The sequence below is a fragment of the Brucella sp. NBRC 113783 genome (genome assembly GCF_040372265.1).
Classification (GTDB): domain Bacteria; phylum Pseudomonadota; class Alphaproteobacteria; order Rhizobiales; family Rhizobiaceae; genus Brucella; species Brucella teleogrylli.
In genome coordinates this window covers 1-24,292 of sequence record NZ_BAABRX010000001.1, presented here as the reverse complement: position 1 = coordinate 24,292, position 24,292 = coordinate 1, and the positions used below count along the sequence as shown (strand labels likewise).

The window sequence follows — 24,292 nt, the reverse complement described above, 5'->3', positions numbered from 1 at the left end:
AAATGCAAGAAAAGTACACCGCTAAAGCAGCCCTTCAAGGCGCAATTTTGGCACAATTTCCCCCCGGCCGCTCGCTGAACGCCCAAGCCCCGGCAGATTTGCGGGGCATTGCTGTAAACACTCTGGACGCAAAGCCGAAGGACAGATAAGTGGGGCTTAGGGCGATGTCAACGTTGCTCAACAGGCCGGAAATCCCGCTCTTTCGTGATAGGGTGGCGGTAGCCGGGCCAAATTCCGCCGCATTCATCGGGCCGGTAAGCGGTCTCGAAGGAGAGAATCTCATATGAAAGCCATTCTCAAAGCCCCTTATCGCAAGGCTCTCGCTGTTCTTGCGGCATCCGTTGCCCTCGCAAGCCTCTCTGGCGCTGTTTCATTCGCGCAGGACGCTCCCAAGCCTGCCGACGCAGCACAGACCGCAGCTGCTCCCGCTGAAAAGGAAGATCCGGCAAAGGTTCTGGCAACCGTCAACGGCAAGGACATCACTGTCGGCGACGTCGATCAGGCCGCGGGCGATCTTGATCCGCAGTTTGCCCGTCTTCCGGCTGAACAGCGCCGTCTGGCAGCCCTGGCCGCGCTGATCGACATCAAGGCGATGTCGGCGGAAGCGGAAAAGCAAAAGCTGGACCAGACCGACGAGTTCAAAGCCCGTCTAGCTTTCCTGCGTGAGCGCGCGCTGCACAACGAATATTTCAAGGATTCTATCGTCGACAAGATCAGCGATGCCGATATTCGCGCTCGCTACGACAAGGAAATTGCCGCCATGCCGCCTCAGGTCGAAGTGCGTGCGCGTCACATTCTCGTGAAGACGAAGGAAGAAGCCGAAGCCATCATCAAGAAGCTCGCCGGTGGAGCGAAGTTCGAAGATCTGGCCAAGGAAAGCTCCACTGACGGTTCCGCTGCCAATGGCGGCGATCTTGGCTACTTCACCGAAGGCCAGATGGTTCCGGAATTCGAAAAGGCAGCCTTCGCGCTGAAGCCCGGCGAATACACCAAGGAGCCGGTGCAGACCCAGTTCGGCTTCCACGTCATTCAGCTCGAAGATCGTCGCACCAAGCAGCCGCCTGCATTCGATCAGGTCAAGGAACAGATCCGTTCGATCATTCTGCGTGAGCGTTATGTCGAAACGGTCAAGAAGCTCCGCGATGCCATGAAGATCGACTACAAGGATCCGGCCGTCGAAAAGGCGATGAAGGACGCAGCCGCCGCGCAGGACGCCGGTGATGCGGGCGACGCGCCTGAAGGCGAACAGCCGCAGCAGTAAGTTTCGATCAATGTAAAACGCCCCGGTCTTCCGGGGCGTTTTTCGTTGTATCAGCTGTTTCTGCTTGATTTTGTCCCGCAAACATTTCCAATGCGCCAGAATCAAGAATTTCGATGATCCATCGAACCGAACCTCCTGAACCGACCCCTTTTGAGGCACTCATGTCTGCGTCCGTTTCTCCGCTCGCTCCAAAACATTATCCGTCCATGCCTGCCATCGACGGTGTGCGCATCGCTACTGCCGCTGCCGGAATCAAATATAAGGGCCGAACCGATGTGATGCTGATGGTGTTCGACCGCCCGGCGGAAGCCGCTGGCGTGTTCACCCGTTCGCTTTGCCCGTCGGCTCCGGTCGATTTTTGCCGCAAGAACCTCGTTCACGGCAAGGCGCGCGCCGTGGTGGTCAATTCGGGCAATGCCAATGCCTTCACTGGCGTCAAGGGCAAGGCCGCGACCGAAGCGACGGCGGAAGCCACGGCAAAGGCCGTGGGCTGTGCCACGACCGATGTGTTTCTGGCCTCTACTGGTGTCATCGGCGAGCCGCTCGATGCGAGTAAATTCTCCCATCTGCTCGGCGACATGAACAAGGATGCGGTCGCGGATTTCTGGACCGAGGCCGCCAAGGCCATCATGACCACGGACACCTATCCGAAGGTCGCCACCGAAACCGTGCTGCTGGGCAAGGTTCCCGTCACGATCAACGGTATCGCCAAGGGCGCTGGTATGATCGCGCCGGATATGGCGACGATGCTGTCCTTCATCGTCACCGATGCGCCGATCAAGGCCGATGTGTTGCAAAGTCTGTTGTCGAAAGGCGCGAACAAGAGCTTCAACGCTGTCACCGTCGATAGCGATACCTCCACCTCCGACACGCTGATGCTGTTTGCAACCGGCGCTGCGGCAGGTCGCGGCGCGCCGAAGATCACGGATGTATCCGACAAACGTTTGAAGGAATTCAAGAAGGCGCTGAAGCGCGTTTTGAAGTCGCTGGCCTTGCAGGTCGTGCGTGACGGCGAAGGTGCGCGCAAGATGATCGAAATCGAAGTAACTGGCGCCAAGTCGTCCGTTTCGGCGAAGAAGATCGCGCTTTCCATCGCCAATTCGCCGCTGGTCAAGACGGCTGTGGCGGGCGAAGACGCCAATTGGGGCCGTGTCGTCATGGCTGTCGGCAAGGCAGGCGAACCGGCGGATCGCGACAAGCTCGCCATTTCGTTCGGTGATATTCGCGTTGCCTATCAGGGCGAGCGCGATCCGGCTTATTCCGAACAGGCAACCTCCGCCTATATGAAGGGCGAGGATATCCACATCCATGTCGATCTTGGCATCGGTCGCGGGGAAGCCACCGTCTGGACCTGCGATCTCACCAAGGAATATGTGGCCATCAACGGCGATTACAGAAGTTAAACGGCTTCGCGCCGTCAGATGTTGAAATGCTTGCAGGAATTCCAATGACCAAACCAAGTCTTGCCATTGTCCGCCAGCTTGAAGCCGTAGGTTTCCGCGCCTGGCCTGCCACGTCGGTTCATTACGACGGAACATGGGCGATCCGCATGACGGCAGCGCATTCCTCCAAGCGTTTGAACTCGATCAATCCGCTTGATCCGGGCGATACGCGGGATATTCCAACCCGTGTGGAACTGGCGGCGCAGCGCTTCCGCGCTTATGGCCGCGTGCCGTGTTTCCGGCTTTCGCCGCTTGCACCTGTCGAGCTTGAAGATTATCTCGAAGGCCTCGGCTGGAAGCGTCAGGACGAAACCATCGTCATGACCTGCAATCTGACTGAGATCGATCTGTCGGGCGAGATCGACCAGATTCCGCTGAAAGATATCGGTCGTTTCGTCGATGCGTCGCTCTCCATTCACGAGCGCCCGGAAGAGATGCGCCCCGGCATGTCCGAAATTCTGGACGGCATTCGCCCCAACAAGGGCATGTTCGTGCTGGAGGCAGAAGGCCGTGCAGTGTCCGATGTGCTGTGCGTGCAGGATGGCGTCATGGCCGGTTTGTTCGATGTCGGTACCTTGCCCGAGGCGCGCCGCAAGGGCTACGGCCACAGTGTCGTCGGCTCGGCGCTCAAATGGGCGGCAAAGCTTGGCGCTAGGACGGCATGGCTGCAGATCGAAGCGGAAAATGTCGCCGGTCTCGCGCTCTATGAACGCTTCGGCTTTCAGGAAGCCTATCGTTACGCCTATCGGGAGAGCAACGAGAAATGAGCGAAGTGAAGAACCGTCGCATTCTTCTCGTGGCAGCCTGCGCCCTGGTGGATTCCGATGGGCGGGTGCTGCTGGCACAGCGTCCGGAAGGCAAGCAGCTTGCAGGCCTTTGGGAATTTCCCGGCGGCAAGGTCGAGCCGGGCGAAACACCTGAAGAGACGCTCATCCGCGAATTGCAGGAAGAAATCGGCATCACCACGAAGGTGGCCTGTCTCGCGCCTTTGACCTTTGCCAGCCACACCTATGATGATTTTCACCTGCTGATGCCGCTCTATGTCTGCCGCCGTTTTGAAGGCATTGCGCGCGGACTGGAAGGGCAGGCGCTGAAATGGGTGCGCCCGAAGGATATGCGCGATTATCCGATGCCCCCTGCGGATGAACCGCTGATCCCGTTCCTCATTGATCTCCTGTAGCTTTTCGAAAATCGGTAGCGCTTATCAACAGCTGTGAAAAAGCTGACAATTTATTACGATTAAGGCTGCCAGTTAATCTCTGATTCACTCCGTTGCGGCATTCTCGAATGGGAGCCGCTCCGGAGTTGGGTATCATGAGTTTCGACAACAATTATTTCAGTGCCGATCACAACGAATATGCACCCACCACTTTGACAAAAGCGGGGCGTGGTTTCCTGCGTCTGGTGCTGTTGTTTGGTTCTGCCGCTGTGGCAATGGCGCTGATTATTGTCCCGATCCTCAACGATCAGGCGGCGAAGGTTGCGGCCCAGTCGGTTCTGCCAGCGGGTATTGATCGGACCATGACCGGCTCCATCAAGCGCGATCCTGCCACCCAGCCACGTGCCGCCGCACAGACCTATACGGTGCGCAAGAGCGTGCTTCAGCCGAACCCGAATTCGGTCTGCGTCATCGATGTGGATGGAAGCCATCGCGGCGACTGTTAATTACTCTTCTTCGGCTTTCTTCAGCGCATCGGCCAGCGATGCCTTGGCGGAGCCGGGCTTGAGCGGCTTTTGCTGGGATTCATGCGGAGCCCAACCGGACAGCCAGATAATCGAGAATGTAGCGCGGATGCGCCCGTCCGGGTCGCTGAAGCGTTCGGCATAGATTTCCGCTGCGCGCAGGAATAGCCGTTTCGATACCGGACGGCGCGAACGGTCGCGCACGATATTCTGCATGCCCATGGCGCGTAGATCGGCCATCAGGTTGAACAGCGAATCATAACGCACCGTCACGTTTTCCACGTCCGTTACCGGCAGTGCAAAGCCCGCCCGCTGCAACAGTCCGCCGACATCACGCACATCTGCAAACGGAAAAACGCGCGGCGATGCACCACCGGTCAGTTCGATTTCCGCCTGTAACAGGCTTTCTCGCAATTCGCCGAGCGTGCCGCTGCCGCTGAGCGCTGCGAGAAAAAGCCCATCAGGCTTCAATGCGCGGGCGATCTGCACCATGGCGCCGGGCGTGTCATTGGTGGCGTGCAGCGCCATCAGCGATACGATCAGATCGGCACTGCCGGGTTTGATCGGCAGCATCTCCTCGTCACCGACGATGGCCGGAAACGGACCTTTCAGGAAATCCGCATCGCGTTCGACGCGCAAAATCGTGTCCGCCTTGCCGGAACTCGCAATGGCCGCTGCCGCAAGACCATTATGGCCCGCCAGATCGATGGCGACGGGAAAGCGACGCTCGACGGTATCCAGACGGTCGGCAAGGTCTTCGGCCACGCGCCGCAACAGAAAATCGGCACCCGGTTCGGCACGCCGAAAAGCGCGGCGGCGAAAGGCAAGCTGTAGATCGCGGTCGAAGATCGCGCTTTCGGGGGCAGGCATGGAATCCGTCTTTTCTTTTGCTACGCGGCGTATAGTGTAAAGCATGTCGCGGAAAAGTGGGAACCGGTTTTCCGGCAACGACATGCGTAGAAACAAATAGATAAAGCGCGACGCGCTTTAGTCGCGGGCATAGATGCATTCGAACGGGGGCGAATGCAATGGCGGATGATGATACACCGCATCAAACCTTTTTGCGCAGGCTTTACGCTGGCGTGCGGTTCGCTGCGCGGCATCTGCTGCGCACGACTACCAATCTGTTGTTTCCAGCAAACTGTGTCGGCTGTCAGGCGCATGTCTCGCAACCGGGGACATTGTGCCCGGCCTGTTGGTCGCAACTTCGCTTTATCGAGCGGCCTTATTGCCCGGTGCTGGGTGTGCCGTTTGGTCACGACTTTGGCGACGGCTTCATGAGCGCTGAGGCTATTGCCGATCCGCCGCCGTTTCGTCGCGTGCGGTCGGCGGTGGTGCATCGCGGGGCGGCGCAGCGCATGGCCGTGGCGCTGAAATTCCATGACCGCACCGATCTCGCGCCATGGATGGCGCGCTGGATGCAGCGCGCAGGCCGTGAATTGCTGGAGGAGTGCGAGGTGATCCTGCCGGTGCCGCTGCATCGCTGGCGCTTCTGGAGCCGCCGTTTCAACCAGTCAGCCGAGCTTGCGCGGGCGCTGGCAAAGCAGAGTGCACTGCCTTTTGCGCCGCAAGCCCTGAACCGCATCCGGCGCACCGAGCAGCAGATCGGGCTTGGCTCCAAGGAGCGCAAACGCAATGTGGATGGTGCCTTCCGTGTGCCGAAGGAGCAGGAAATTCACGTGCGCGGACGCCGCGTCCTGCTGATCGATGATGTTTACACGACGGGCGCGACGGTGAAGGCCGCAACACGCGCCTTGCTGCGCGGCGGGGCAAAAAGCGTCGATGTTCTGACATTCAGCCGTGTTCTGCCTGATTGAAACTTGCGGGCAAGAACAAGCCTGCACACACCGTCGTGAAACCGGGAGGGTCTTCCAGAGCGGAGCGTTGCCGACTATATAGTGTGGCAACGAATGGAGTTTTTCATGGTTGATGTCACCATCTATACGCGTCCCGGCTGCCCTTATTGCTCGCGTGCAGTCGATCTTCTGACCCGCAAGGGCGTGGAGTTCAACGAGATCAATGCGGGCGCTACGCCGGAACTGCGCGCCGAAATGCAAGAGCGTTCGGGCCGCAACACCTTCCCGCAGATTTTCGTCGGCGCCGTGCATGTCGGCGGCTGCGACGATCTCTTCGCGCTGGACAGTCAGGGCAAGCTTGATGGTCTGCTCAGGACCGGCGAACTGAATTAATTTTTATAACGGGGGAGAAACCGATGAGCACGTTTCGCGCTGCCGCACTACAGATGCGTTCCGGCACTGATGTTGTCCGCAATATCGAGGATCTGGAGAAACTTGTCGCTGAAGCGGCGGCGCAGGGCGCGACTTACGTGCAATCGCCCGAAATGACCGGCGCGATGATGCGTGATCGCGTGGCGTTCAAGGCAAGCCTGCGCGACGAAGCCAATGACCTTGTTTTCAAGGCAGCGTCGGCGCTGGCGGCAAAGCATGGCATCTTCCTGCATATCGGCTCGACGGCCATTGATGCGGGCGATGGCAGGATTGCCAATCGCGCCGGATTGTTTACGCCCTCCGGCGAAAAGCTCGTCACCTATGACAAGATCCATATGTTCGATGTCGATCTCGACAATGGCGAAAGCTGGCGCGAATCGGCAACCTATGAGCCGGGCAAGGAAACGGTTGTCGCCGAACTGCCTTTCGCCAATATCGGTATGGCGATCTGCTACGACATTCGCTTCCCGCAGCTTTTCCGCGCACAGGCGCTTGCTGGCGCCAATGTGATTACCGGTCCCGCCGCCTTCACCAAACAGACCGGCGAGGCGCACTGGCACATCTTGCAGCGTGCGCGGGCCATCGAAAATGGCGCATTCCTGATCTCGGCGGCGCAGGGCGGATTGCACGAGGACGGGCGCGAGACCTATGGGCATTCGATCATCGTGTCGCCCTGGGGCAAGGTGCTGGCCGAAGCCAACCATGATGAACCGGCTGTGATCGTTGCCGATATCGATGTTGCCGAAAGTGCTGCGGCGCGCGGCAAGGTGCCGAATTTGAAGAATGCGCGCGAGTTTACCGTGAAGACGGTAACCGCAAAACAGAAAGAGGATGCATAATTCCATGATCCGCTTTTCGCTTCATTGCGATCACGGCCATGAATTCGAGGGCTGGTTCCGCGACAATGCCGATTTCGATCGGCAGTCGGAGATGAAGTTCGTCTCCTGTCCGGTCTGCAATTCGCATCAGGTGCAGAAGGCTCTGATGGCTCCTGCCGTCTCGACGGCGCGGGCGAAGGAAAAGATCGCAATGGCGCTGGGTGAAGCCCAGAAGAAGGTTCTTGAAGAAATGCGCGATTTGAGCCGCAAGGTCCGCGAGAATGCGGATTATGTCGGTGACAAATTTGCCGAGGAAGCGCGCAAGATCCATTTCGGGGAAACGGAACAGCGTGGCATCTATGGCGAAGCCTCGCGTGAGGACGTGCATTCGCTGCTTGAAGACGGCGTTGACGTGATGCCATTGCCGGTTTTCCCGGAAGATCAGAATTAGGTTTCCGCCCGACACCTGTTCGGCATGACAGCACGGCAGGGGAGGCCGAACGCATGAAATTGATGGAGTCCGCCTCCTTTCTGCTTCTGGCCACCGGCACCTTGCTGGGGCTTATCCTGCCTCTGGGAAAAATCGCCGCCCAGGCGGGCGTCCCGCCTGCCATGTGGACCTTTCTGTTTTCCGCCAGTGCTGGCGTGATCTTGCTTGCCCTTCTGCTTTTGCGGGGAAAAAGCCTCGGCTTTTCCGGCGGGCGCGCACGCTATTACGTCTGCACGGCAATCATTTCCTATGCCTTGCCCAATCTTCTGATCCTGTCGGCAATTCCGCGTCTCGGCGCTGGTTTCACGGGAATCATGTACACGCTGTCACCGGTTATCACGCTGGTGATTTCGATGGGTTTCGGCTTACGCCGTCCCAATGCGCTGGGCATTGGCGGTATTGCCGTCGGCTTCATCGGCGCAATCCTCGTGGCGCTGACACGCGGCGAGGTCGGCAAACCCGCCGATCCGCTCTGGGTTGCGGCCGCCTTGCTTATTCCGGTGTTTCTCGCCTGCGGCAATGTCTATCGCACACTGGACTGGCCAAAAAACTCCGATCCGACGGAGCTTGCGGCAGGCAGTCATCTGGCTTCCGCCATCATGCTTTTTGCAGGAATTTTGCTGTTCACCGGCGGTTTTCCGGTTGAGACATTTGCGCTTGCACCATGGGCTGCCACAGCACAGGCGATTGCGTCAGCTGGAATGTTCGCGCTGTTCTTCCGGCTACAAGCGGTGGGCGGACCGGTCTATCTCAGCCAGATCGGCTATGTGGCCGCAGCGCTCGGACTCATTTCCGGCACGCTGTTTCTGGGCGAGCATTATCCGCCCCTCACATGGATCGGTGCTGTCGTCATCGCGATTGGTGTGGCGATGACAACCAGAGCCCAGAAGGGATAATTATTAAAGCTGATTATTGGATGATTATTCGGGCCGCTCGGCCAGAACCATATAATTCACATCCGTATCGCGGGAGCGGCTCCAGCTGTCGGCAAGCGGATTATAGGTGACGCCCAGCTTGTCGATGAGGCGCAGCCCGCCTTTCGAAAGTGCGGATTCCAGCTCTTCCGGGCGCACCAGTTTTTCATATTGATGCGTGCCGCGCGGCAGCCAGCGCAGCACATATTCCGCGCCGATAATCGCCAGACCATAGGCTTTCAGCGTGCGATTGATGGTGGCGACGAACATCAGCCCGCCAGGCTTCACCATTTCGCTGGTCGCGGACATGAACAGATCGACGTCCGAAACATGCTCGACCACTTCCATGTTCAAAACCACGTCGAATTTCTCCCCTGCCTCGGCCAGAGCTTCCGCCGTCGTGGCGCGGTAGTCGACCTCGACGCCGCTTTGCGCGGCGTGGATTTTCGCAACCTCGATGTTGGTGGTGGAGGCGTCCGCGCCGATCACGGTTGCACCGAGACGCGCCATCGGTTCGCAAAGAAGGCCGCCGCCGCAACCGATGTCGAGCAGGCGCAGTCCTTCGAAGGGGCGCGGCGAATTCGGATCGCGATTGAACCTGACGCAGATTTTTTCCTTGATATAGGCAAGGCGCGTCGGATTGAATTTGTGCAGCGGGCGGAACTTGCCCTGCGGGTTCCACCATTCTGCGGCAATGCGCGAGAAATGCTCGATCTCGGAAGCGTCGATGGTGGTGCGGGCAGTCTCGGTCATTTCATTCTCCAGCTGCGGAAGCGTGCAGTTCTGCTCTCAAGGTAGCGCTTCAAAGTCAAGCTGCAAATCAAATTCCGGCATTCGTGGCCCTATCGGAACGTTCTTGCGAATCGCGGCCTTGCGGAACCGCGACATATTAGCTATGTGACCCCGGGTTTGCCTGTCGCAAGATTATAAGGTTTGGACAGGTGAGAGTGTAATTTTCAAAATAGCGGGACGTATCCTTAAATGGCGCGCATCGTGATGAAATTCGGCGGCACTTCGGTGGCCGATCTGGAACGCATCTATAATGTGGCGCGCCACGTCAAACGCGAGGTCGAGGCGGGCAATCAGGTTGCTGTTGTCGTCTCGGCCATGTCCGGCAAGACCAATGAACTGGTCAACTGGGTTCAGAACATGCCGAAGGTATGTGGCGCCAGTTCGCCTTTCTATGATGCGCGCGAATATGACACCATCGTCGCTTCCGGCGAACAGGTGACGAGCGGCCTTCTGGCAATTGCGCTTCAGTCGATTGGTGTCGATGCGCGTTCGTGGCAGGGCTGGCAGATTCAAATCAAGACCGACAATGCGCATGGCGCGGCCCGTATTCAGGACATCGACGGTTCGGAAATCATCCGTCGCATGGAAATGGGACAGGTTGCTGTTGTGGCCGGTTTCCAAGGCTTGGGCCCGGATAACCGCATCGCGACGCTCGGACGCGGTGGTTCGGACACCTCGGCTGTGGCTGTCGCCGCTGCGGTGAAGGCTGATCGCTGCGATATCTATACCGATGTAGACGGCGTCTACACGACCGATCCGCGCATCGAGCCGAAGGCGCGCCGCCTGCCAAAAATTTCCTTTGAGGAAATGCTGGAAATGGCTTCGCTTGGCGCCAAGGTTTTGCAGGTGCGCTCGGTCGAACTCGCCATGGTGCACAAGGTACGCACTTTCGTGCGCTCGAGCTTTACGGACCCCGATGCGCCGGGCATGGGTGATCCGATCAACCCGCCCGGAACGCTTATTTGCGACGAGGATGAAATCGTGGAACAGCAGACCGTCACAGGTATCGCCTTTGCGAAAGATGAGGCTCAGATTTCGCTGCGGCGTGTGGCCGACCGACCGGGCGTGTCGGCAGCCATTTTCGGCCCGCTCGCCGAAGAACACATCAATGTCGATATGATCGTCCAGAACGTGTCGGAAGACGGTTCCAAGACCGATATGACCTTCACGATCCCGACCGGCGACATCGACAAGGCGCTGCGCGTTCTCGACACGGTCAAGGGTGAAATCGGCTTCGACAACATCCAGTCGGAAACGGGTCTGGCCAAGATTTCCGTGATCGGCATCGGTATGCGCAGCCATGCGGGCGTTGCCGCCACCGCCTTCAAGGCGCTGGCCGAAAAGGGCATCAACATTCGCGCCATCACGACGTCGGAAATCAAGATCTCGATCCTGATCGACGGCCCTTATGCGGAACTCGCGGTGCGCACGCTGCACGCCGTCTACGGTCTCGACAAATCGTAATCAGCTGAACGCTGATATTAAGCCGGCATAAAACCCGGCTTTTACTAAACCGTTTTGAAACAATGCCGCGTCCGTAAATGGTTCGCGGCATTTTTTCGTTCCGGAACCTGGCAGAATTTCTGCTTAAAGCACTAGACGGCAGTGTCAAAAATGCTCACAAAGGGGTTGGCGTAACGCGTCGCGGGCGGGTAATGGGAATCGGTCGGCGAAAGCGGGCCACCAGTCCGAACGGCTTTCGGTAGTACGGAGCAAGCAAAGCCGTTTTCTCTTTATTCGCCGCAGTTCGCACGGAAAGCCGCTTCACCTCGGTGCCGAAACTGCACAAGAGGAGTGTCCGACGATCATGCGCGATCAGACAACCGGTCCCCGCGTGCTGCTGAAGCGGCTGCGCGAATTGATGGCTGAGCCGCTTGAGCCGCAGCCGCGCCTTGACCGGATCGTCCGTGAAATCGCGCAGAATATGGTCGCGGAAGTCTGCTCCTTCTATGTGCTTCGCGCTGACGGCGTACTCGAACTCTATGCCACCGAAGGTTTGAACCCTCAGTCGGTCCATCTGGCGCAATTGCGTCTCGGTCAGGGTCTTGTCGGCACGATTGCTGCAAGCGCGCGCCCGTTGAACCTCACCGATGCGCAAAGCCATCCGGCTTTCGCCTATCTGCCGGAAACGGGCGAAGAAGTGTATAATTCTTTCCTCGGCGTTCCCGTGCTGCGCGCAGGCCGCACGATGGGCGTTCTCGTCGTGCAGAACCGCACCAAGCGCGCCTATCGTGAAGATGAAGTCGAAGCGCTTGAAACGACAGCCATGGTACTTGCCGAAATCATCGCATCCGGCGATGGGCTGAAGCTCGTGCGCCCCGGCATCGACCTTGATATGGGCCGCCCGATGAGCGTGACCGGGGCGGCCTTCAATGACGGCATCGGTCTTGGTCACGTCGTGCTGCATGAGCCGCGCATTGTCGTCACCAATCTCTTCAATGAGGATAGTCAGGCGGAACTTGCCCGTCTCGATCAGGCGCTCGGTTCCCTGCGCATTTCCATCGATGACATGCTGTCGCGCCGCGATGTGGCCATTGAGGGCGAGCATCGCGAAGTGCTGGAAGCCTATCGCATGTTCGCGCATGATCGTGGCTGGGTGCGGCGTCTGGAAGAGGCGATCCATAACGGTCTGACCGCAGAAGCCGCAGTCGAAAAGGTGCAGAGCGACACGCGCGCGCGGATGATGCATCTGACCGATCCCTATATGCGCGAGCGCCTGTCGGATTTTGATGATCTTGCCAATCGTCTGCTGCGCCAGCTGATGGGCCGCGACATCAAGACGATGGCCGAATCGCTGGTCAAGGATGCGATCATCGTGGCGCGCTCCATGGGCGCCGCCGAATTGCTGGACTATCCGCGTGAGCGTTTGCGCGGCGTGGTGCTGGAAGACGGCGCCGCGACGAGCCATGTGGTGATTGTGGCGCGCGCTATGGGGATTCCCGTGGTGGGGCAGGCCAAGGGCGCCGTTTCCATGGCGGAAAACAACGATGCCGCCATCGTCGATGGCGACGAGGGCGTGGTGCATCTGCGTCCGCAGTCCGATCTCGAATCGGCCTATGCGGAAAAGGTTCGCTTCCGGGCGCGGCGTCAGGCGCATTATCGCGAATTGCGCGACAAGCCCGCCTTGACCAAGGATGGCGTCGATATTTCGCTTTTGATGAATGCGGGCCTTCTGGTCGACCTGCCGCAGCTTGCGGCATCGGGCGCATCGGGCATCGGCCTGTTCCGCACCGAGCTGCAGTTCATGGTCGCCTCGACTTTCCCGCGGGCGGAGCAGCAGGAGCGGCTCTATCGCTCGGTCATGGAAGCGTCGGGCGACAAGCCGGTCACTTTCCGCACGCTCGATATTGGTGGCGACAAGGTGCTGCCTTACTTCAGCGCATCGGCGCAGGAAGAAAACCCGGCGCTTGGCTGGCGCGCCATCCGTCTCACGCTCGACCGTCCGGGTCTGCTGCGCACCCAGCTGCGCGCGCTTTTGAAGGCGGCGGGCGGACGTGAACTGAAGCTCATGCTACCGATGGTGACGGAAGTTGCCGAGGTGAAGGCGGCGCGTGAGATCATCGAGCGCGAGGTGCGCCATCTGTCGCGGTTTGCGCATGCGCTTCCGACGCGGATGAAGCTTGGCGCGATGGTCGAAGTTCCAGCCCTGTTGTGGCAGCTGGACGAGCTGATGACGGCGGTTGATTTCGTGTCCGTCGGCTCCAACGATCTGTTCCAGTTCCTGATGGCGGTGGATCGCGGCAATTCGCTGATTTCCGGTCGTTTTGACCAGCTTTCTCCGGCTTTCCTGCGGACGCTGCGCCATATTGTCGATACCGGCAACCGGCATGACAAGCCGGTCACGCTCTGCGGTGAAATGGCAGGACGTCCGCTGACGGCGATGACGCTCATCGGCCTCGGCTTCCGCTCCATCTCCATGTCGGCTGCGGCCATCGGCCCGGTCAAGGCGATGCTCGGCGCGCTCGATACCACGAAGCTGAATGCGCTTCTCAATGAAGAGCTGGACAAGCCGAACGTCGCGCATTCGCTGCGCGAATTGATGCTTCGATTTGCAGAAGACAACGATATTCCGTTATAGCAAGGCAAATTGCATAGAATGACCGGGTGTGGCGCGGAATGCGGCAGGCCCGGTTTCGCACATTTGCACACGGACGACAGTTTTTAGGACATGACATGATCGCATTGCCGCAGGACCGGATGGACCAGCTCTTGAAGCGGTTCTCGATGATCGAAAGCCAGATGGCCGACAATCCGGATTCGGAAACCTATGTGAAGCTTGCTTCCGAATATTCCGAATTGCAGGAAGTCGTCGGCAAGATTCGCGAATTGAGCGATGCGCGTGGCGAAGCGAAAGATCTGGCGGCGATGCGCGACGATGCGTCGATGGATGCCGAAATGCGCGCCTTGGCTGTCGAGGAATTGCCGGAGGTCGAAAAGCGCGTCGAGGCGCTGGAGCAGGAAGTGCAGATTCTGCTTTTGCCCAAGGATGCGGCTGACGAAAAGAACGCCATTCTTGAAATTCGCGCCGGTACGGGTGGACTGGAAGCAGCGCTTTTCGCGGGCGATCTCTTCCGCATGTATGAGCGCTACGCCAGCGAAAAGGGCTGGCGCGTCGAGCTGGTCTCTGCCAGCGAAGGCGATGCGGGCGGCTATAAGGAAATCATCGCGACGGTTTCCGGCAAGGGCGTCTTCTCCAAGATGAAGTTCGAATCGGGCGTGCATCGCGTGCAGCGTGTGCCGGAAACCGAGGCTGGCGGGCGCATTCATACATCGGCTGCGACGGTTGCCGTGCTGCCGGAAGCTGAAGACATTGATATCGAGGTCCGCAACGAGGATATCCGCATCGATACGATGCGCGCATCGGGCGCTGGCGGACAGCATGTCAACACGACTGACTCGGCCGTGCGCATCACCCATATTCCGACCGGCATCATGGTGGTTCAGGCGGAAAAATCCCAGCATCAGAACCGCGCCCGCGCCATGCAGATCCTGCGCGCCCGCTTGTACGATATGGAACGGCAGAAGGCGGAAAGTGAACGCTCGGAAGCGCGCCGCAGCCAGGTCGGTTCCGGTGACCGTTCGGAACGTATCCGTACATACAATTTCCCGCAGGGCCGCGTTACCGATCACCGCATCAACCTGACGCTCTACAAGCTCGACCGTGTGATGGAAGGCGATCTCGACGAACTGGTCGATGCGCTGATTTCCGATCACCAGACAGCACTTCTGACCGAACTGGGCGCCTGAGCGTGAGTAGCGAGCGTCTCGACGTTCTGGCAGCGCAGGCGCGACGGCAGTTGCGCGATGCCGCGCTCGAAACGCCCGATCTTGATGCGCGCCTGCTCATCGAATGGGCGACGGGCGCAACAAGGCTCGATCTGATTTCCGCGCCGGACCGGCAGATCGATGCCGAGCGTGTCGAGACATTGCGTGCGGCGCTGGAGCGTCGTGCAAAAGGCGAGCCCGTGCATCGCATCATCGGCGTTCGCGAGTTTTACGGCCTGTCATTCCGGCTTTCCGCCGAGACGCTTGAACCGCGCCCGGATACGGAAGCGCTGGTGGAACTGGTTATTCCGCGGCTAGAAGCGCTGATCGAAAAACATGGCGTCGCCGAACTGCTTGATATGGGCACCGGAACCGGGGCGATTGTGATCTCGCTCCTGCATCGCTTCGAGACATTGCATGGCATCGGTCTCGATGTGTCGGAAGGCGCGCTGGCTACGGCGCGAATCAACGCTGCGAACAATGGCGTAAGTGAACGTTTCGCGGCGCTGCGAAGCGACTGGTTCGCCAATATCAGCGGACGGTTTCATATGATCGTCTCAAACCCGCCCTATATTCCGCATGAAGACATCGCCGGTCTGTCGCGGGAAGTGCGCGAGCATGATCCGCTTGCGGCGCTGGATGGCGGTCAGGATGGGCTGAATTTTTACCGGGCCCTTGCAGAACGGGCAGTTGAGTACCTATATGAAGGTGGTATGGTTGCCGTAGAAATCGGCGCCGGACAATTCCAGGATGTAAAAGCGCTGTTTGAGCAAGCGGGTTTTGAACTCGCAAACGATGCGCGTGATCTGGGCGGCCATAGAAGGGCCATGCTTTTTGCGCAAAAATCATAAACGAAATTTTGATACCCAACGGCGCGAAAAAACACTTGGAATTTGCCGCGAAGCCGTTTAGTTTCCGGCCACCGTATACAGCCAGAATGGTTTTGCCCGCTTTTTGAGGGCCGTGGCGGAAATGCTCCATGACGATTTGAGGTCATGCTCTCCCGGGGTCTAAGCCTTTGGAGATGGCTCGTACGGAAGTACACGACTTTCAGGCATGGTCCCGAAAAGCGATGCTTTTCGGAATGGGCCTTGCACAATGCAACCGTCAGGTTCCGGCCATCCATCTGGATATGCGGAGCTGAGAGGCATGTCGCGGAAAAGTGGGGACCGGTTTTCCGGGAACGGCATGCATAAAAGCAACCCCTTAATGTGCGTCACGCGAACAATATGAAATGCGGCGCGCTTTAAGAATAGTCGATGTGTAGGAAGTTTTAGGGCGTGCTTCCTCCATGGCTCAATAGCAAGAAACAGGCGGCTTTTTTCGTCGCAACGTTTCTGCGCCCTTTAATCTGAAAAGAGATGAATATGAGGCCAGCACAGCAGAATAGGCGTATGCGCGGACGGGGGAATAACAACAATAATAATAACAATAACCGCAAGGGCCCCAATCCTCTGTCGCGTAATTACGAAAGCAACGGACCTGACGTAAAGATCCGTGGCAATGCGCAACATATTGCAGAAAAATATTCGACCCTCGCGCGTGACGCTCAGGCTTCTGGCGACCGGGTGATGGCTGAAAACTATCTTCAGCACGCTGAACATTACAACCGCATCATCATGGCTGCCATGGCGCAGAATCCGGTGCCGTTCCAGCGCGAAGAAACCTTCGACGATGACGGCGCCGATGACGACGATACCGGCTTCACGCCAGCCGTGGCCGCAGAGCCGCGTCCGGTCAATGGTTCGGGCCCGCAGCCGGTCATCGAAGGCACCCCTGCCGAAGTAATCTATGGCGAGGAAAGCGGCGAAAGCCGCCAGCCGCGCGAACGTGACAATCGCGATCGCCGCCTTGGACGTGGACGCCGCCCGCAACGTGAACGCTTCAATGCCGAAGAGCGCCCGGAAGCGCAGGCCGGTGAAGCAGGCGAACAGCCGGTCGTAGAAGCTCCCGTGGAAACACAAGAACCAGCTCCGGTCGCCCGGGCTGCAAAGGTTGCTCCGGTGGTTGCCGAAGCTGCACCGGTTGAGGCTCCGGCAGAAGCACCTGTCGAAGCAAAGGCTGATGATGAAGCTGCGCCGCGTCGCGCCACCCGTCGTCCGGGTCGTCCGCGCCGTGTTGCTAAAGATGCCGGCAGCGATACGCCAGCAACGGAACCTGTCGATTCGGACGCTTAAGCGTTTCGATATCCAATTTGAAAATGGCGCGGTTTTCCGCGCCATTTTTATTTGGTCGCGCTTGCGTTGCCCACCCTTGCCGAAAGGCGGTCATAGTCCCATATCCTGTCTTGGAAAGACATGAAGCCCGCCCTTGCGGGGGCTTCGTCACCCAACATCTTCCGGTGCCTCTAGAGGGCTGGAGGGCAAAGGAGACATTATGAATATTGAAAAATACACGGAACGCGTTCGCGGTTTCATTCAGTCGGCACAGACCTTCGCGCTTTCGTCCGGCAACCAGCAGTTCACCCCTGAGCACATCCTGAAAATCCTTGTCGATGACGATGAGGGGCTTGCCGCATCGTTGATCGAGCGGGCTGGTGGACGCATTGCCGATGTGCGCCTCGGTTTGCAGAGCGCATTGGAAAAGCTGCCGAAAGTATCGGGCGGCAACGACCAGCTTTATCTCTCGCAGCCGCTGGCCAAGGTTTTCACGCTTGCCGAAGAGCTTGCCAGCAAGGCTGGCGACAGCTTTGTCACGGTCGAACGGCTGCTGACGGCGCTGGCCATCGAGAAATCCGCAAAGACATCTGAAATTCTTGCCGCAGCCGGTGTCACACCGACGGCGTTGAACAAGGTCATCAACGATATGCGTAAGGGCCGCACTGCCGATTCCGCTTCTGCCGAAAGCAATTATGACGCGCTGAAGAAATATGCGCGTGATCTGACCGAGGATGCCCGCAACGGCAAGCTCGATCCGGTGATCGGTCGTGACGAGGAAATCCGTCGCACTATTCAGGTTCTGTCGCGCCGCACCAAGAACAATCCGGTGCTAATCGGCGAGCCAGGCGTCGGCAAGACAGCTATTGCTGAAGGTCTGGCGCTGCGTATCGTTAATGGCGACGTGCCCGAATCGCTGAAGGACAAGCAGTTGATGGCGCTCGACATGGGCGCGCTGATTGCCGGTGCGAAATATCGCGGCGAGTTCGAGGAACGGCTGAAAGCGATCCTGTCAGAAGTGCAGACGGCTGCCGGTCAGGTCATTCTCTTCATCGATGAGATGCATACGCTTGTCGGTGCAGGCAAGACTGATGGTGCGATGGATGCGTCCAACTTGCTCAAGCCTGCCCTGGCGCGTGGTGAGTTGCACTGCGTCGGCGCGACCACGCTGGAAGAATATCGCAAATATGTCGAGAAGGATGCCGCACTTGCGCGCCGTTTCCAGCCGGTCTTCGTGGATGAGCCGACAGTCGAGGATACGATCTCGATCCTGCGCGGCCTGAAGGAAAAATACGAGCAGCATCACAAGGTGCGCGTATCGGACTCCGCACTGGTCGCAGCCGCAACGCTGTCGAACCGCTACATCACCGACCGCTTCCTGCCCGACAAGGCTATCGACCTTGTGGACGAGGCCGCGTCGCGTCTGCGCATGCAGGTCGATTCGAAGCCGGAAGAACTCGACGAGATCGACCGCCGCGTCATGCAGCTGAAGATCGAGCGCGAAGCCCTGAAGGTGGAAACCGATGCCGCTTCCAAGGATCGTTTGCAGCGTCTTGAAAAAGAGCTGACCGATCTGGAAGAAGAATCAGCTGAACTGACCGCCAAGTGGCAGTCGGAAAAGCAGAAGCTCGGCCTTGCCGCCGATCTCAAGCGTCAGCTTGAGGAAGCGCGCAATGCACTGGCTACCGCACAGCGCAACGGTGAATTCCAGAAGGCTGGTGAGCTTGCTTATGGCAAGATCCCGCAGCTTGAGAAGGAACTTGCCCAGTCTGAAAGCCAGGAGAACAAGGGTTCCCTGCTGGAAGAGACCGTGACGCCGGAACATGTCGGGCAGGTCGTTTCCCGCTGGACAGGCATTCCGGTTGACCGGATGCTCGAAGGCGAGCGCGAAAAGCTGCTGCGGATGGAAGATGAGCTTGCAAAGCGCGTCATCGGTCAGGGCGAAGCCGTTCAGGCGGTTTCCAAGGCGGTGCGCCGTGCGCGTGCGGGTCTTCAGGACCCGAACCGGCCTATCGGTTCGTTCATCTTCCTTGGGCCGACGGGCGTCGGCAAGACCGAACTGACCAAGGCACTGGCATCGTTTCTGTTCCAGGACGACACCGCGATGGTGCGTATCGATATGTCGGAATTCATGGAGAAGCACTCCGTGAGCCGTCTGATCGGTGCACCTCCCGGCTATGTCGGTTATGAAGAAGGCGGTGCGCTGACGGAAGCTGTTCGCCGGAGGCCATATCAGGTGATCCTGTTCGATGAGATCGAAAAGGCGCATCCCGATGTGTTCAACGTGCTATTGCAGGTTCTGGATGATGGGCGTCTGACCGACGGTCAGGGCCGCACGGTCGATTTCCGCAACACGGTCATCATCATGACGTCCAATCTTGGCGCCGAATATCTCGTCAATCTGGGCGAGAAGGACGATGTCGAGAGCGTTCGTGATGAGGTGATGGGTGTGGTCCGGGCGGCATTCCGGCCGGAATTCCTGAACCGTGTCGATGAAATCATCCTGTTCCACCGGCTGCGCCGCGAGGATATGGGGGCGATTGTCGATATCCAGTTGCAGCGTCTTCAGACCTTGCTTACCGATCGCAAGATCGCATTGGAGCTGGGAGAGGATGCGCGCGAATGGCTCGCCAACAAAGGATATGATCCGGCCTACGGCGCACGTCCTTTGAAGCGGGTGATTCAGAAGGAAGTCCAGGACCCGCTCGCCGAGCGCATTTTGCTGGGCGACATTCTGGATGGTTCGCTCGTCAAGATCACCGCCGGTTCGGACAGGCTCAACTTCCGCCCGGTTCGTGGTGCTCTGGAACCCGATCCGAAGAACGAAAGCGTGGAAGCCTGACCTCCCGCTTGCCCCAACAAAGCGCCGCAGTCGCAAGATTGCGGCGCTTTTTCTTGGGCTCTACCGCATCCGGCTTCGGATGTGCCGCAAGCGTGAAGAAATTTTACAGATACAAATTTCATAAAACTTGTCGTCACTTGGCCATTTTCATGTCCAGTTCATCTGGCATCTGCTGATACTCGGATAATCAGTTATTAACCATATTCGCGGCATCCATGATCTGACGATCCGATTGAACGGTCTGATATTACGGGCACCTGGGACTTCCTTCATGACGCATTCCATACGCATGCTTCGTTTCGCATTGTTCGCTTCTGCGGCGCTTCCCGCTACCGGTGCGGGCGCTTTCGCAGAAGAAACCCGTGATGCCACGCTCACGGAAGCCCCGGTGCAACTGGCGCAGCTCTATGATCCCGGCGAAGAGGTCTATCACGACCGGCGCGTGCGCGTTTACATCGACCAGTATGGACGGCGCGTGACGATGGATCGTCGTGGGCGCATCATCAGCGTTGAGGATGCCAATAGCTATGATCGCAACAGCTATGGCGGTCACAACAGCCGTCGTGATCCGCAGGAAGACGACAACTGGACACTGAACGGCCCGGTTGATGGCGGTTCGCCCTATGACGGCTTCAGCAATGTGCCGGAAGACCCGAATTATTATCCCGCCGCCCCGTCTGATCCGAGCTATCGCGGCAATCAGGATGGTCAGGTGCAGCGTTCGGAATTGCCGCCGTCCGGCGAAAACTATCCCGATAATACGGGCACCAATTCCGCAAGCATCGACCAGAATTATGGCGGTCAGGACAATTACGGTCAGCCCGGCTACGAGCAGCCCCGCAACGTGCCGCAATCGAGCGATATGGCCCCGGCCATCGAAATGCCGAAGGGCGAGGGCGCCAAGGCCAAGATCGCAGCCTTTCAGGTGCTGCTTGATCGCGCTGGCGCATCGCCCGGCGTTATTGACGGCCGCTCCGGCAGCAATGTCGACAAGGCTGCTGCCGCTTATGGCGAATTGACTGGAAAATCCATCAACCCGACGGACGAGGCGGCAGTGAATGCCGAGTTGGAAGCAACCGGTGGTGCGGCCTTCTTCGAATATACGATCACCAACGAGGATGTCGGTCGCCAATATGTGGCGTCGATCCCGGAAGATTACGCCCATAAGGCGCAACTCTCGTCGATGGCCTATACATCGGTGACGGAAATGCTGGGCGAGAAATTTCACATCGACGAAAATTATCTGAAGGAAATCAATCCGGGCGTGAATTTCAATCAGCCGGGTTCCATCGTCAAAGTACCGAATCTCGGCAAGCCGGTGCGCGCCAAGGTGGCGAGAATTATTGCCGACAAGGGACGCAAGCAGGTTCGTGGCTATGATGAAAGCGGCAAGCTCGTCGTGGCCTATCCATCGACCATCGGCTCATCGGATAACCCGTCGCCGTCCGGCATCGTGCAGGTGGAGCGTATCGCGATCAACCCGAATTACACCTATAATCCCAAGATCAATTTCAAGCAGGGCAATAACGATAAGGTTCTGACTATTCCGCCGGGACCGAACGGGCCGGTCGGCACGGTCTGGATTGCGCTGTCAAAGCCAACTTACGGTATCCATGGAACGCCGGAGCCGTCCAAGATCGGCAAAACGTCGAGCCATGGCTGCGTGCGATTGACGAATTGGGACGCAGAAGAACTGGCCAAGCTCGTCAAGGCAGGCGTCACCGTCGAGTTTTCCGAATAGTTCGACCTGCGCGGGTCATATAAACAAGCCGGGACAAGCATTGCTTTCCCGGCTTTCTGTTATCCCTTGGTCGATGCGTTGGCAGCAAGCTTGGTGCCGTTATCGTCGCTGTTCAAAAGCGCGTCGATGCGATCACGCTCCTGCTTGAAGGCTTCAAGTTCTTTGCCCTTCAAGGCCTTGTTATCCGGCAGGCGGATGCGAAGCGGGTCCACCTTGGTTCCGTTGACGATCATTTCATAATGCAGATGCGGCCCGGTCGAGAGACCGGTCGAACCGACATAGCCGATCACCTGGCCCTGACGCACCCTTGCGCCGGCGGTCACGCCACGGGCAATCGCATTCTGGTGGTTGTAGCTGCTGACATAGCCATTGGCATGACGAATCAGGGTCTGATTGCCATAACCATTGGACCAGCCTGCCTTCTCGACGACGCCATTACCCGTCGCAATGATTGGCGTGCCGCGCGGTGCTGCCCAATCGACGCCCGTATGCATGCGGCTATAACCGAGAATCGGATGACGGCGCATGCCGAACGGGGAGCGGAACACACCGTTGGGCACCGGATTGCGCAGCAGAAACTGCTTTGCGCTCTTTCCGCTCTCATCGAAGTAATCGACGCTGCCGTCTGGCGCCTGATAGCGGTAGAATTTACGGGTCGTGCCGCTGAAAGTCGCCGCAACGTAGAGAAGTTGCGAATCGCTGTCTGCCTTGTCCTGTTCGTCGGCCCCGTCGGGTAGCGAGAAGAAGGCGTCGATATTGTCGGTCGGCGTCAGCTGCGCCTGAAGGTCTACGTCGGTGGCCAACATCTTGACCAGCTGTTCGCGCATTGTTTCGGTCATGCCATAGGCAAGGGCCGCGCGGCTGATACCGTCATAAACATTGGGCAGGTTGCCGCGGATGGCGCTGGGGACAGCATTGCCCTCGAATGCCGTCTGCAAAAGCGGCGTTCCTTCGGGTTCATCGGACGGCACATATTGTTGGCGGTCGTTCAACGTGACGGTAACAAGGTGCGTGGTGCGATTATAAATGCTCGCGCGTACGATGCGGTCTTCGCCGTCGCGGGTTTCAGTCCCGATGCGCAGGACACTGCCTTGCTTCAGGCGCGGCGAATTCATCATCTTGCTCAACGCATCGACCATGTTCGACGTGTCATCGCCAGTATAGCCCGCATCTTCCAGCGCCTGCGCAATATCGGCGGTCTGCCGGAAGGGAATCAGTTCTTCTGAAAAGCCGTCTTCGGTCTGTTCGTCATTCGCCTTCGGCGCAACGCTGACATTTTCCTGCGTGATCTTCACGCCGAGGGCGGGGCCGAGCGCATAAGGAGAATCATTGCCGCCAAAGCGGGCCGGATCAACATAATGCAGCGAGGCGACCTGAACATCGCCATCGGTCAGCAGGCCGCCGGTGTCGCGAACGACCTTTTCAACTTCATCGACCGACAAATCGCTCGATGCGTCGAAGGTCGCGCTGTTCAGCGGAAAATCGACAACATGGAGACTGACTTCGCTTTCAACCTTGGCGCCGTAAATCTGGCCGGTGTCCGCCGGTTGCGGCGAGGCGGGACCTTCGGAGAACACGGTCAGCGCATCGAATGCCGGATATTTGCGGCTGGTCGGATGATCAACTGCAAGCGCCATGCTCACTAGTTCGAACGGGCGGGTGCGGATCACTTCGCGTTCGCCGACTTTCTGCATGGTAGAAAGGTCGAACCGGCGGCGGTCGCGCGGTTGCTGAGCCGAAACCGTGCTGACGAGACGGCCACCTTTGGTGACAGCACTTTCCTCAGCGGCGCCTGGCATATCATTGAGGGCAAGAATTTCGGGCGGGGTCGCCAATTGCTCGCGCCCATCGAGAGCTGCAAAAAGTGCAACACCAATCAGCATGCAGGACGTAACGCCAGTCAGGAAGGTGCCGGCAAGCCAGCGTGCCGAAACTTCGCGCCGATCTGGAGGCCGCCGCCGTCCGCCGACGCTCAGCGGGGGCTCGTCACCCGGATCGAGATTATTCGGCCCCATATCCTTCATACTGCTATAGTCGGCCCTTCTTTTTAACCTGATGGCACGAAAACGTGCTTGAACATCGCTTGTCAGAAAAGCGACTTATGCGCTGATCCGATGCTAAGGTGTCTTCCTTTGTATAGGGAAGGCTCCCAAACGGGCATCAGAGTTTTGCCTGCCGTTGACGCGTAAGTCAATGACGAGGCGGCCAAACGCCGATATCCACAATGCAATCGGTTCGGCAGCTATCGGTGCAATACGGCGAAATTTTAAATTCAGCGGAAGCTAATCGTCCAATGAGGCTGGTTTGTGGCCCGGCTTTCCGCAACGGTACTTTCGCCTCCCCGTATATATAGAGTGGTGAAATCCCCGAATTTGCCACCCTGTGGACGATTGTCAAAAAAATATCAAAAAACCTCAGAACCTGTGTTGACAGTTTTGGTGTGCGGGGCCTATATAGCGCCACAACGAGGGCGGCGACGCTGCTAGCGGCAGGTTGCTTCGTCCTTGAGTTCTGGTGAAAGTGGTTGACAGGTTGTTGGCTGACGAGTAGGTGGGGCGGCCAAGATTGGGTGGAAATCTGGTTTTGGATTTGAGGAAGTTGCGGTTGATAAGATTGTGATTTTCTTGAAAAAAACGGGTTGACAGGCTGAACGGTCTGGA

At 58.4% G+C, this 24,292-nt stretch carries 22 protein-coding genes; 17 read left to right on the top strand and 5 right to left on the bottom strand.

Features of this window, described 5'->3' with window-relative positions; genetic code table 11:
* Positions 1–283: 283 nt before the first annotated feature.
* Entirely contained in the window at positions 284–1,261 is a 978-nt protein-coding gene (locus tag ABWW11_RS00110) for a peptidylprolyl isomerase (protein WP_109369880.1), read from the top strand.
* 7 nt (positions 1,262–1,268) lie between these two features.
* On the opposite strand, the gene ABWW11_RS00105 is transcribed toward ABWW11_RS00110, so the two are convergent.
* The gene (locus tag ABWW11_RS00105) at positions 1,269–1,424 is read right to left on the bottom strand and encodes a hypothetical protein (RefSeq protein WP_167836045.1); all 156 of its coding nucleotides are present in this window, start codon (positions 1,422–1,424) and stop codon (positions 1,269–1,271) included.
* Between ABWW11_RS00105 and argJ the strand changes: the two genes are divergently transcribed.
* The 4 genes from argJ (at position 1,423) to ABWW11_RS00085 (ending at position 4,368) form a co-directional block, all read left to right on the top strand.
* Entirely contained in the window at positions 1,423–2,664 is a 1,242-nt protein-coding gene (argJ, locus tag ABWW11_RS00100; RefSeq protein ID WP_109369879.1) for a bifunctional glutamate N-acetyltransferase/amino-acid acetyltransferase ArgJ, read from the top strand. The genes ABWW11_RS00105 and argJ overlap by 2 nt on opposite strands.
* A 44-nt stretch (positions 2,665–2,708) precedes the next feature.
* Complete coding sequence (locus ABWW11_RS00095; protein ID WP_109369878.1) at positions 2,709–3,470, top strand: GNAT family N-acetyltransferase; 762 nt, start codon at positions 2,709–2,711, stop codon at positions 3,468–3,470.
* On the top strand, positions 3,467–3,883 hold the full coding sequence (gene mutT / locus ABWW11_RS00090; RefSeq protein WP_109369877.1) for an 8-oxo-dGTP diphosphatase MutT: 417 nt from the start codon (positions 3,467–3,469) through the stop codon (positions 3,881–3,883). Before ABWW11_RS00095 ends, mutT begins: the two co-directional genes overlap by 4 nt.
* A gap of 134 nt (positions 3,884–4,017) precedes the next feature.
* Positions 4,018–4,368 (top strand): hypothetical protein, encoded by a 351-nt coding sequence (locus ABWW11_RS00085; RefSeq protein ID WP_109369876.1) that lies wholly within the window; start codon positions 4,018–4,020, stop codon positions 4,366–4,368.
* Here ABWW11_RS00085 and ABWW11_RS00080 read toward each other — a convergent pair whose 3' ends face one another.
* Complete coding sequence (locus ABWW11_RS00080; RefSeq protein WP_109370329.1) at positions 4,369–5,256, bottom strand: methyltransferase domain-containing protein; 888 nt, start codon at positions 5,254–5,256, stop codon at positions 4,369–4,371. It lies immediately after the preceding gene.
* Positions 5,257–5,414: 158 nt separating this feature from the next.
* Here ABWW11_RS00080 and ABWW11_RS00075 point away from each other — a divergent pair, with 158 nt between their 5' ends.
* The 5 genes from ABWW11_RS00075 (at position 5,415) to ABWW11_RS00055 (ending at position 8,818) form a co-directional block, all read left to right on the top strand.
* On the top strand, positions 5,415–6,203 hold the full coding sequence (locus ABWW11_RS00075; protein WP_109369875.1) for a ComF family protein: 789 nt from the start codon (positions 5,415–5,417) through the stop codon (positions 6,201–6,203).
* Between the two features lie 105 nt (positions 6,204–6,308).
* On the top strand, positions 6,309–6,575 hold the full coding sequence (gene grxC, locus ABWW11_RS00070) for a glutaredoxin 3 (RefSeq protein ID WP_109370328.1): 267 nt from the start codon (positions 6,309–6,311) through the stop codon (positions 6,573–6,575).
* Between the two features lie 23 nt (positions 6,576–6,598).
* Positions 6,599–7,453: a carbon-nitrogen hydrolase family protein gene (locus ABWW11_RS00065; protein WP_109369874.1), complete on the top strand. Its 855-nt coding sequence runs from the start codon at positions 6,599–6,601 to the stop codon at positions 7,451–7,453.
* A 4-nt stretch (positions 7,454–7,457) separates the two neighbouring features.
* The gene (locus ABWW11_RS00060) at positions 7,458–7,883 is read left to right on the top strand and encodes a DUF1178 family protein (RefSeq protein ID WP_109370327.1); all 426 of its coding nucleotides are present in this window, start codon (positions 7,458–7,460) and stop codon (positions 7,881–7,883) included.
* Between the two features lie 53 nt (positions 7,884–7,936).
* Positions 7,937–8,818 (top strand): DMT family transporter, encoded by an 882-nt coding sequence (locus ABWW11_RS00055; protein ID WP_109369873.1) that lies wholly within the window; start codon positions 7,937–7,939, stop codon positions 8,816–8,818.
* A 24-nt stretch (positions 8,819–8,842) separates the two neighbouring features.
* On the opposite strand, the gene ubiG is transcribed toward ABWW11_RS00055, so the two are convergent.
* Positions 8,843–9,589: a bifunctional 2-polyprenyl-6-hydroxyphenol methylase/3-demethylubiquinol 3-O-methyltransferase UbiG gene (gene ubiG, locus ABWW11_RS00050; RefSeq protein ID WP_109369872.1), complete on the bottom strand. Its 747-nt coding sequence runs from the start codon at positions 9,587–9,589 to the stop codon at positions 8,843–8,845.
* Positions 9,590–9,817: 228 nt separating this feature from the next.
* On the opposite strand from ubiG, the gene ABWW11_RS00045 reads away from it, so the two are divergent.
* From ABWW11_RS00045 to ABWW11_RS00015, 7 genes are all read left to right on the top strand, one after another.
* The gene (locus ABWW11_RS00045) at positions 9,818–11,092 is read left to right on the top strand and encodes an aspartate kinase (protein ID WP_109369871.1); all 1,275 of its coding nucleotides are present in this window, start codon (positions 9,818–9,820) and stop codon (positions 11,090–11,092) included.
* A gap of 343 nt (positions 11,093–11,435) precedes the next feature.
* Positions 11,436–13,706, top strand: coding sequence for a phosphoenolpyruvate--protein phosphotransferase (ptsP, locus tag ABWW11_RS00040; RefSeq protein ID WP_109369870.1), 2,271 nt, complete (start codon positions 11,436–11,438; stop codon positions 13,704–13,706).
* 95 nt (positions 13,707–13,801) lie between these two features.
* Positions 13,802–14,875 (top strand): peptide chain release factor 1, encoded by a 1,074-nt coding sequence (gene prfA, locus ABWW11_RS00035; RefSeq protein ID WP_124916452.1) that lies wholly within the window; start codon positions 13,802–13,804, stop codon positions 14,873–14,875.
* Positions 14,876–14,877: 2 nt separating this feature from the next.
* Complete coding sequence (gene prmC, locus ABWW11_RS00030; RefSeq protein ID WP_109369868.1) at positions 14,878–15,744, top strand: peptide chain release factor N(5)-glutamine methyltransferase; 867 nt, start codon at positions 14,878–14,880, stop codon at positions 15,742–15,744.
* Positions 15,745–16,260: 516 nt separating this feature from the next.
* Positions 16,261–17,070, top strand: a complete 810-nt coding sequence (locus ABWW11_RS00025; protein WP_109370326.1) for a DUF4167 domain-containing protein — start codon at positions 16,261–16,263, stop codon at positions 17,068–17,070.
* Positions 17,071–17,269: 199 nt separating this feature from the next.
* On the top strand, positions 17,270–19,891 hold the full coding sequence (gene clpB, locus ABWW11_RS00020; RefSeq protein ID WP_109369867.1) for an ATP-dependent chaperone ClpB: 2,622 nt from the start codon (positions 17,270–17,272) through the stop codon (positions 19,889–19,891).
* Between the two features lie 271 nt (positions 19,892–20,162).
* Positions 20,163–21,632, top strand: coding sequence for a L,D-transpeptidase (locus ABWW11_RS00015; protein WP_109369866.1), 1,470 nt, complete (start codon positions 20,163–20,165; stop codon positions 21,630–21,632).
* A 59-nt stretch (positions 21,633–21,691) separates the two neighbouring features.
* Here the strand turns inward: ABWW11_RS00015 and ABWW11_RS00010 are convergent, their stop codons facing one another.
* Together ABWW11_RS00010 and ABWW11_RS00005 are read right to left on the bottom strand one after the other, a co-directional pair.
* The gene (locus ABWW11_RS00010; protein ID WP_109369865.1) at positions 21,692–23,656 is read right to left on the bottom strand and encodes a M23 family metallopeptidase; all 1,965 of its coding nucleotides are present in this window, start codon (positions 23,654–23,656) and stop codon (positions 21,692–21,694) included.
* A 166-nt stretch (positions 23,657–23,822) separates the two neighbouring features.
* A partial coding sequence (locus ABWW11_RS00005; RefSeq protein WP_353408646.1) for a hypothetical protein occupies positions 23,823–24,292 on the bottom strand: 470 nt, incomplete at its 5' end.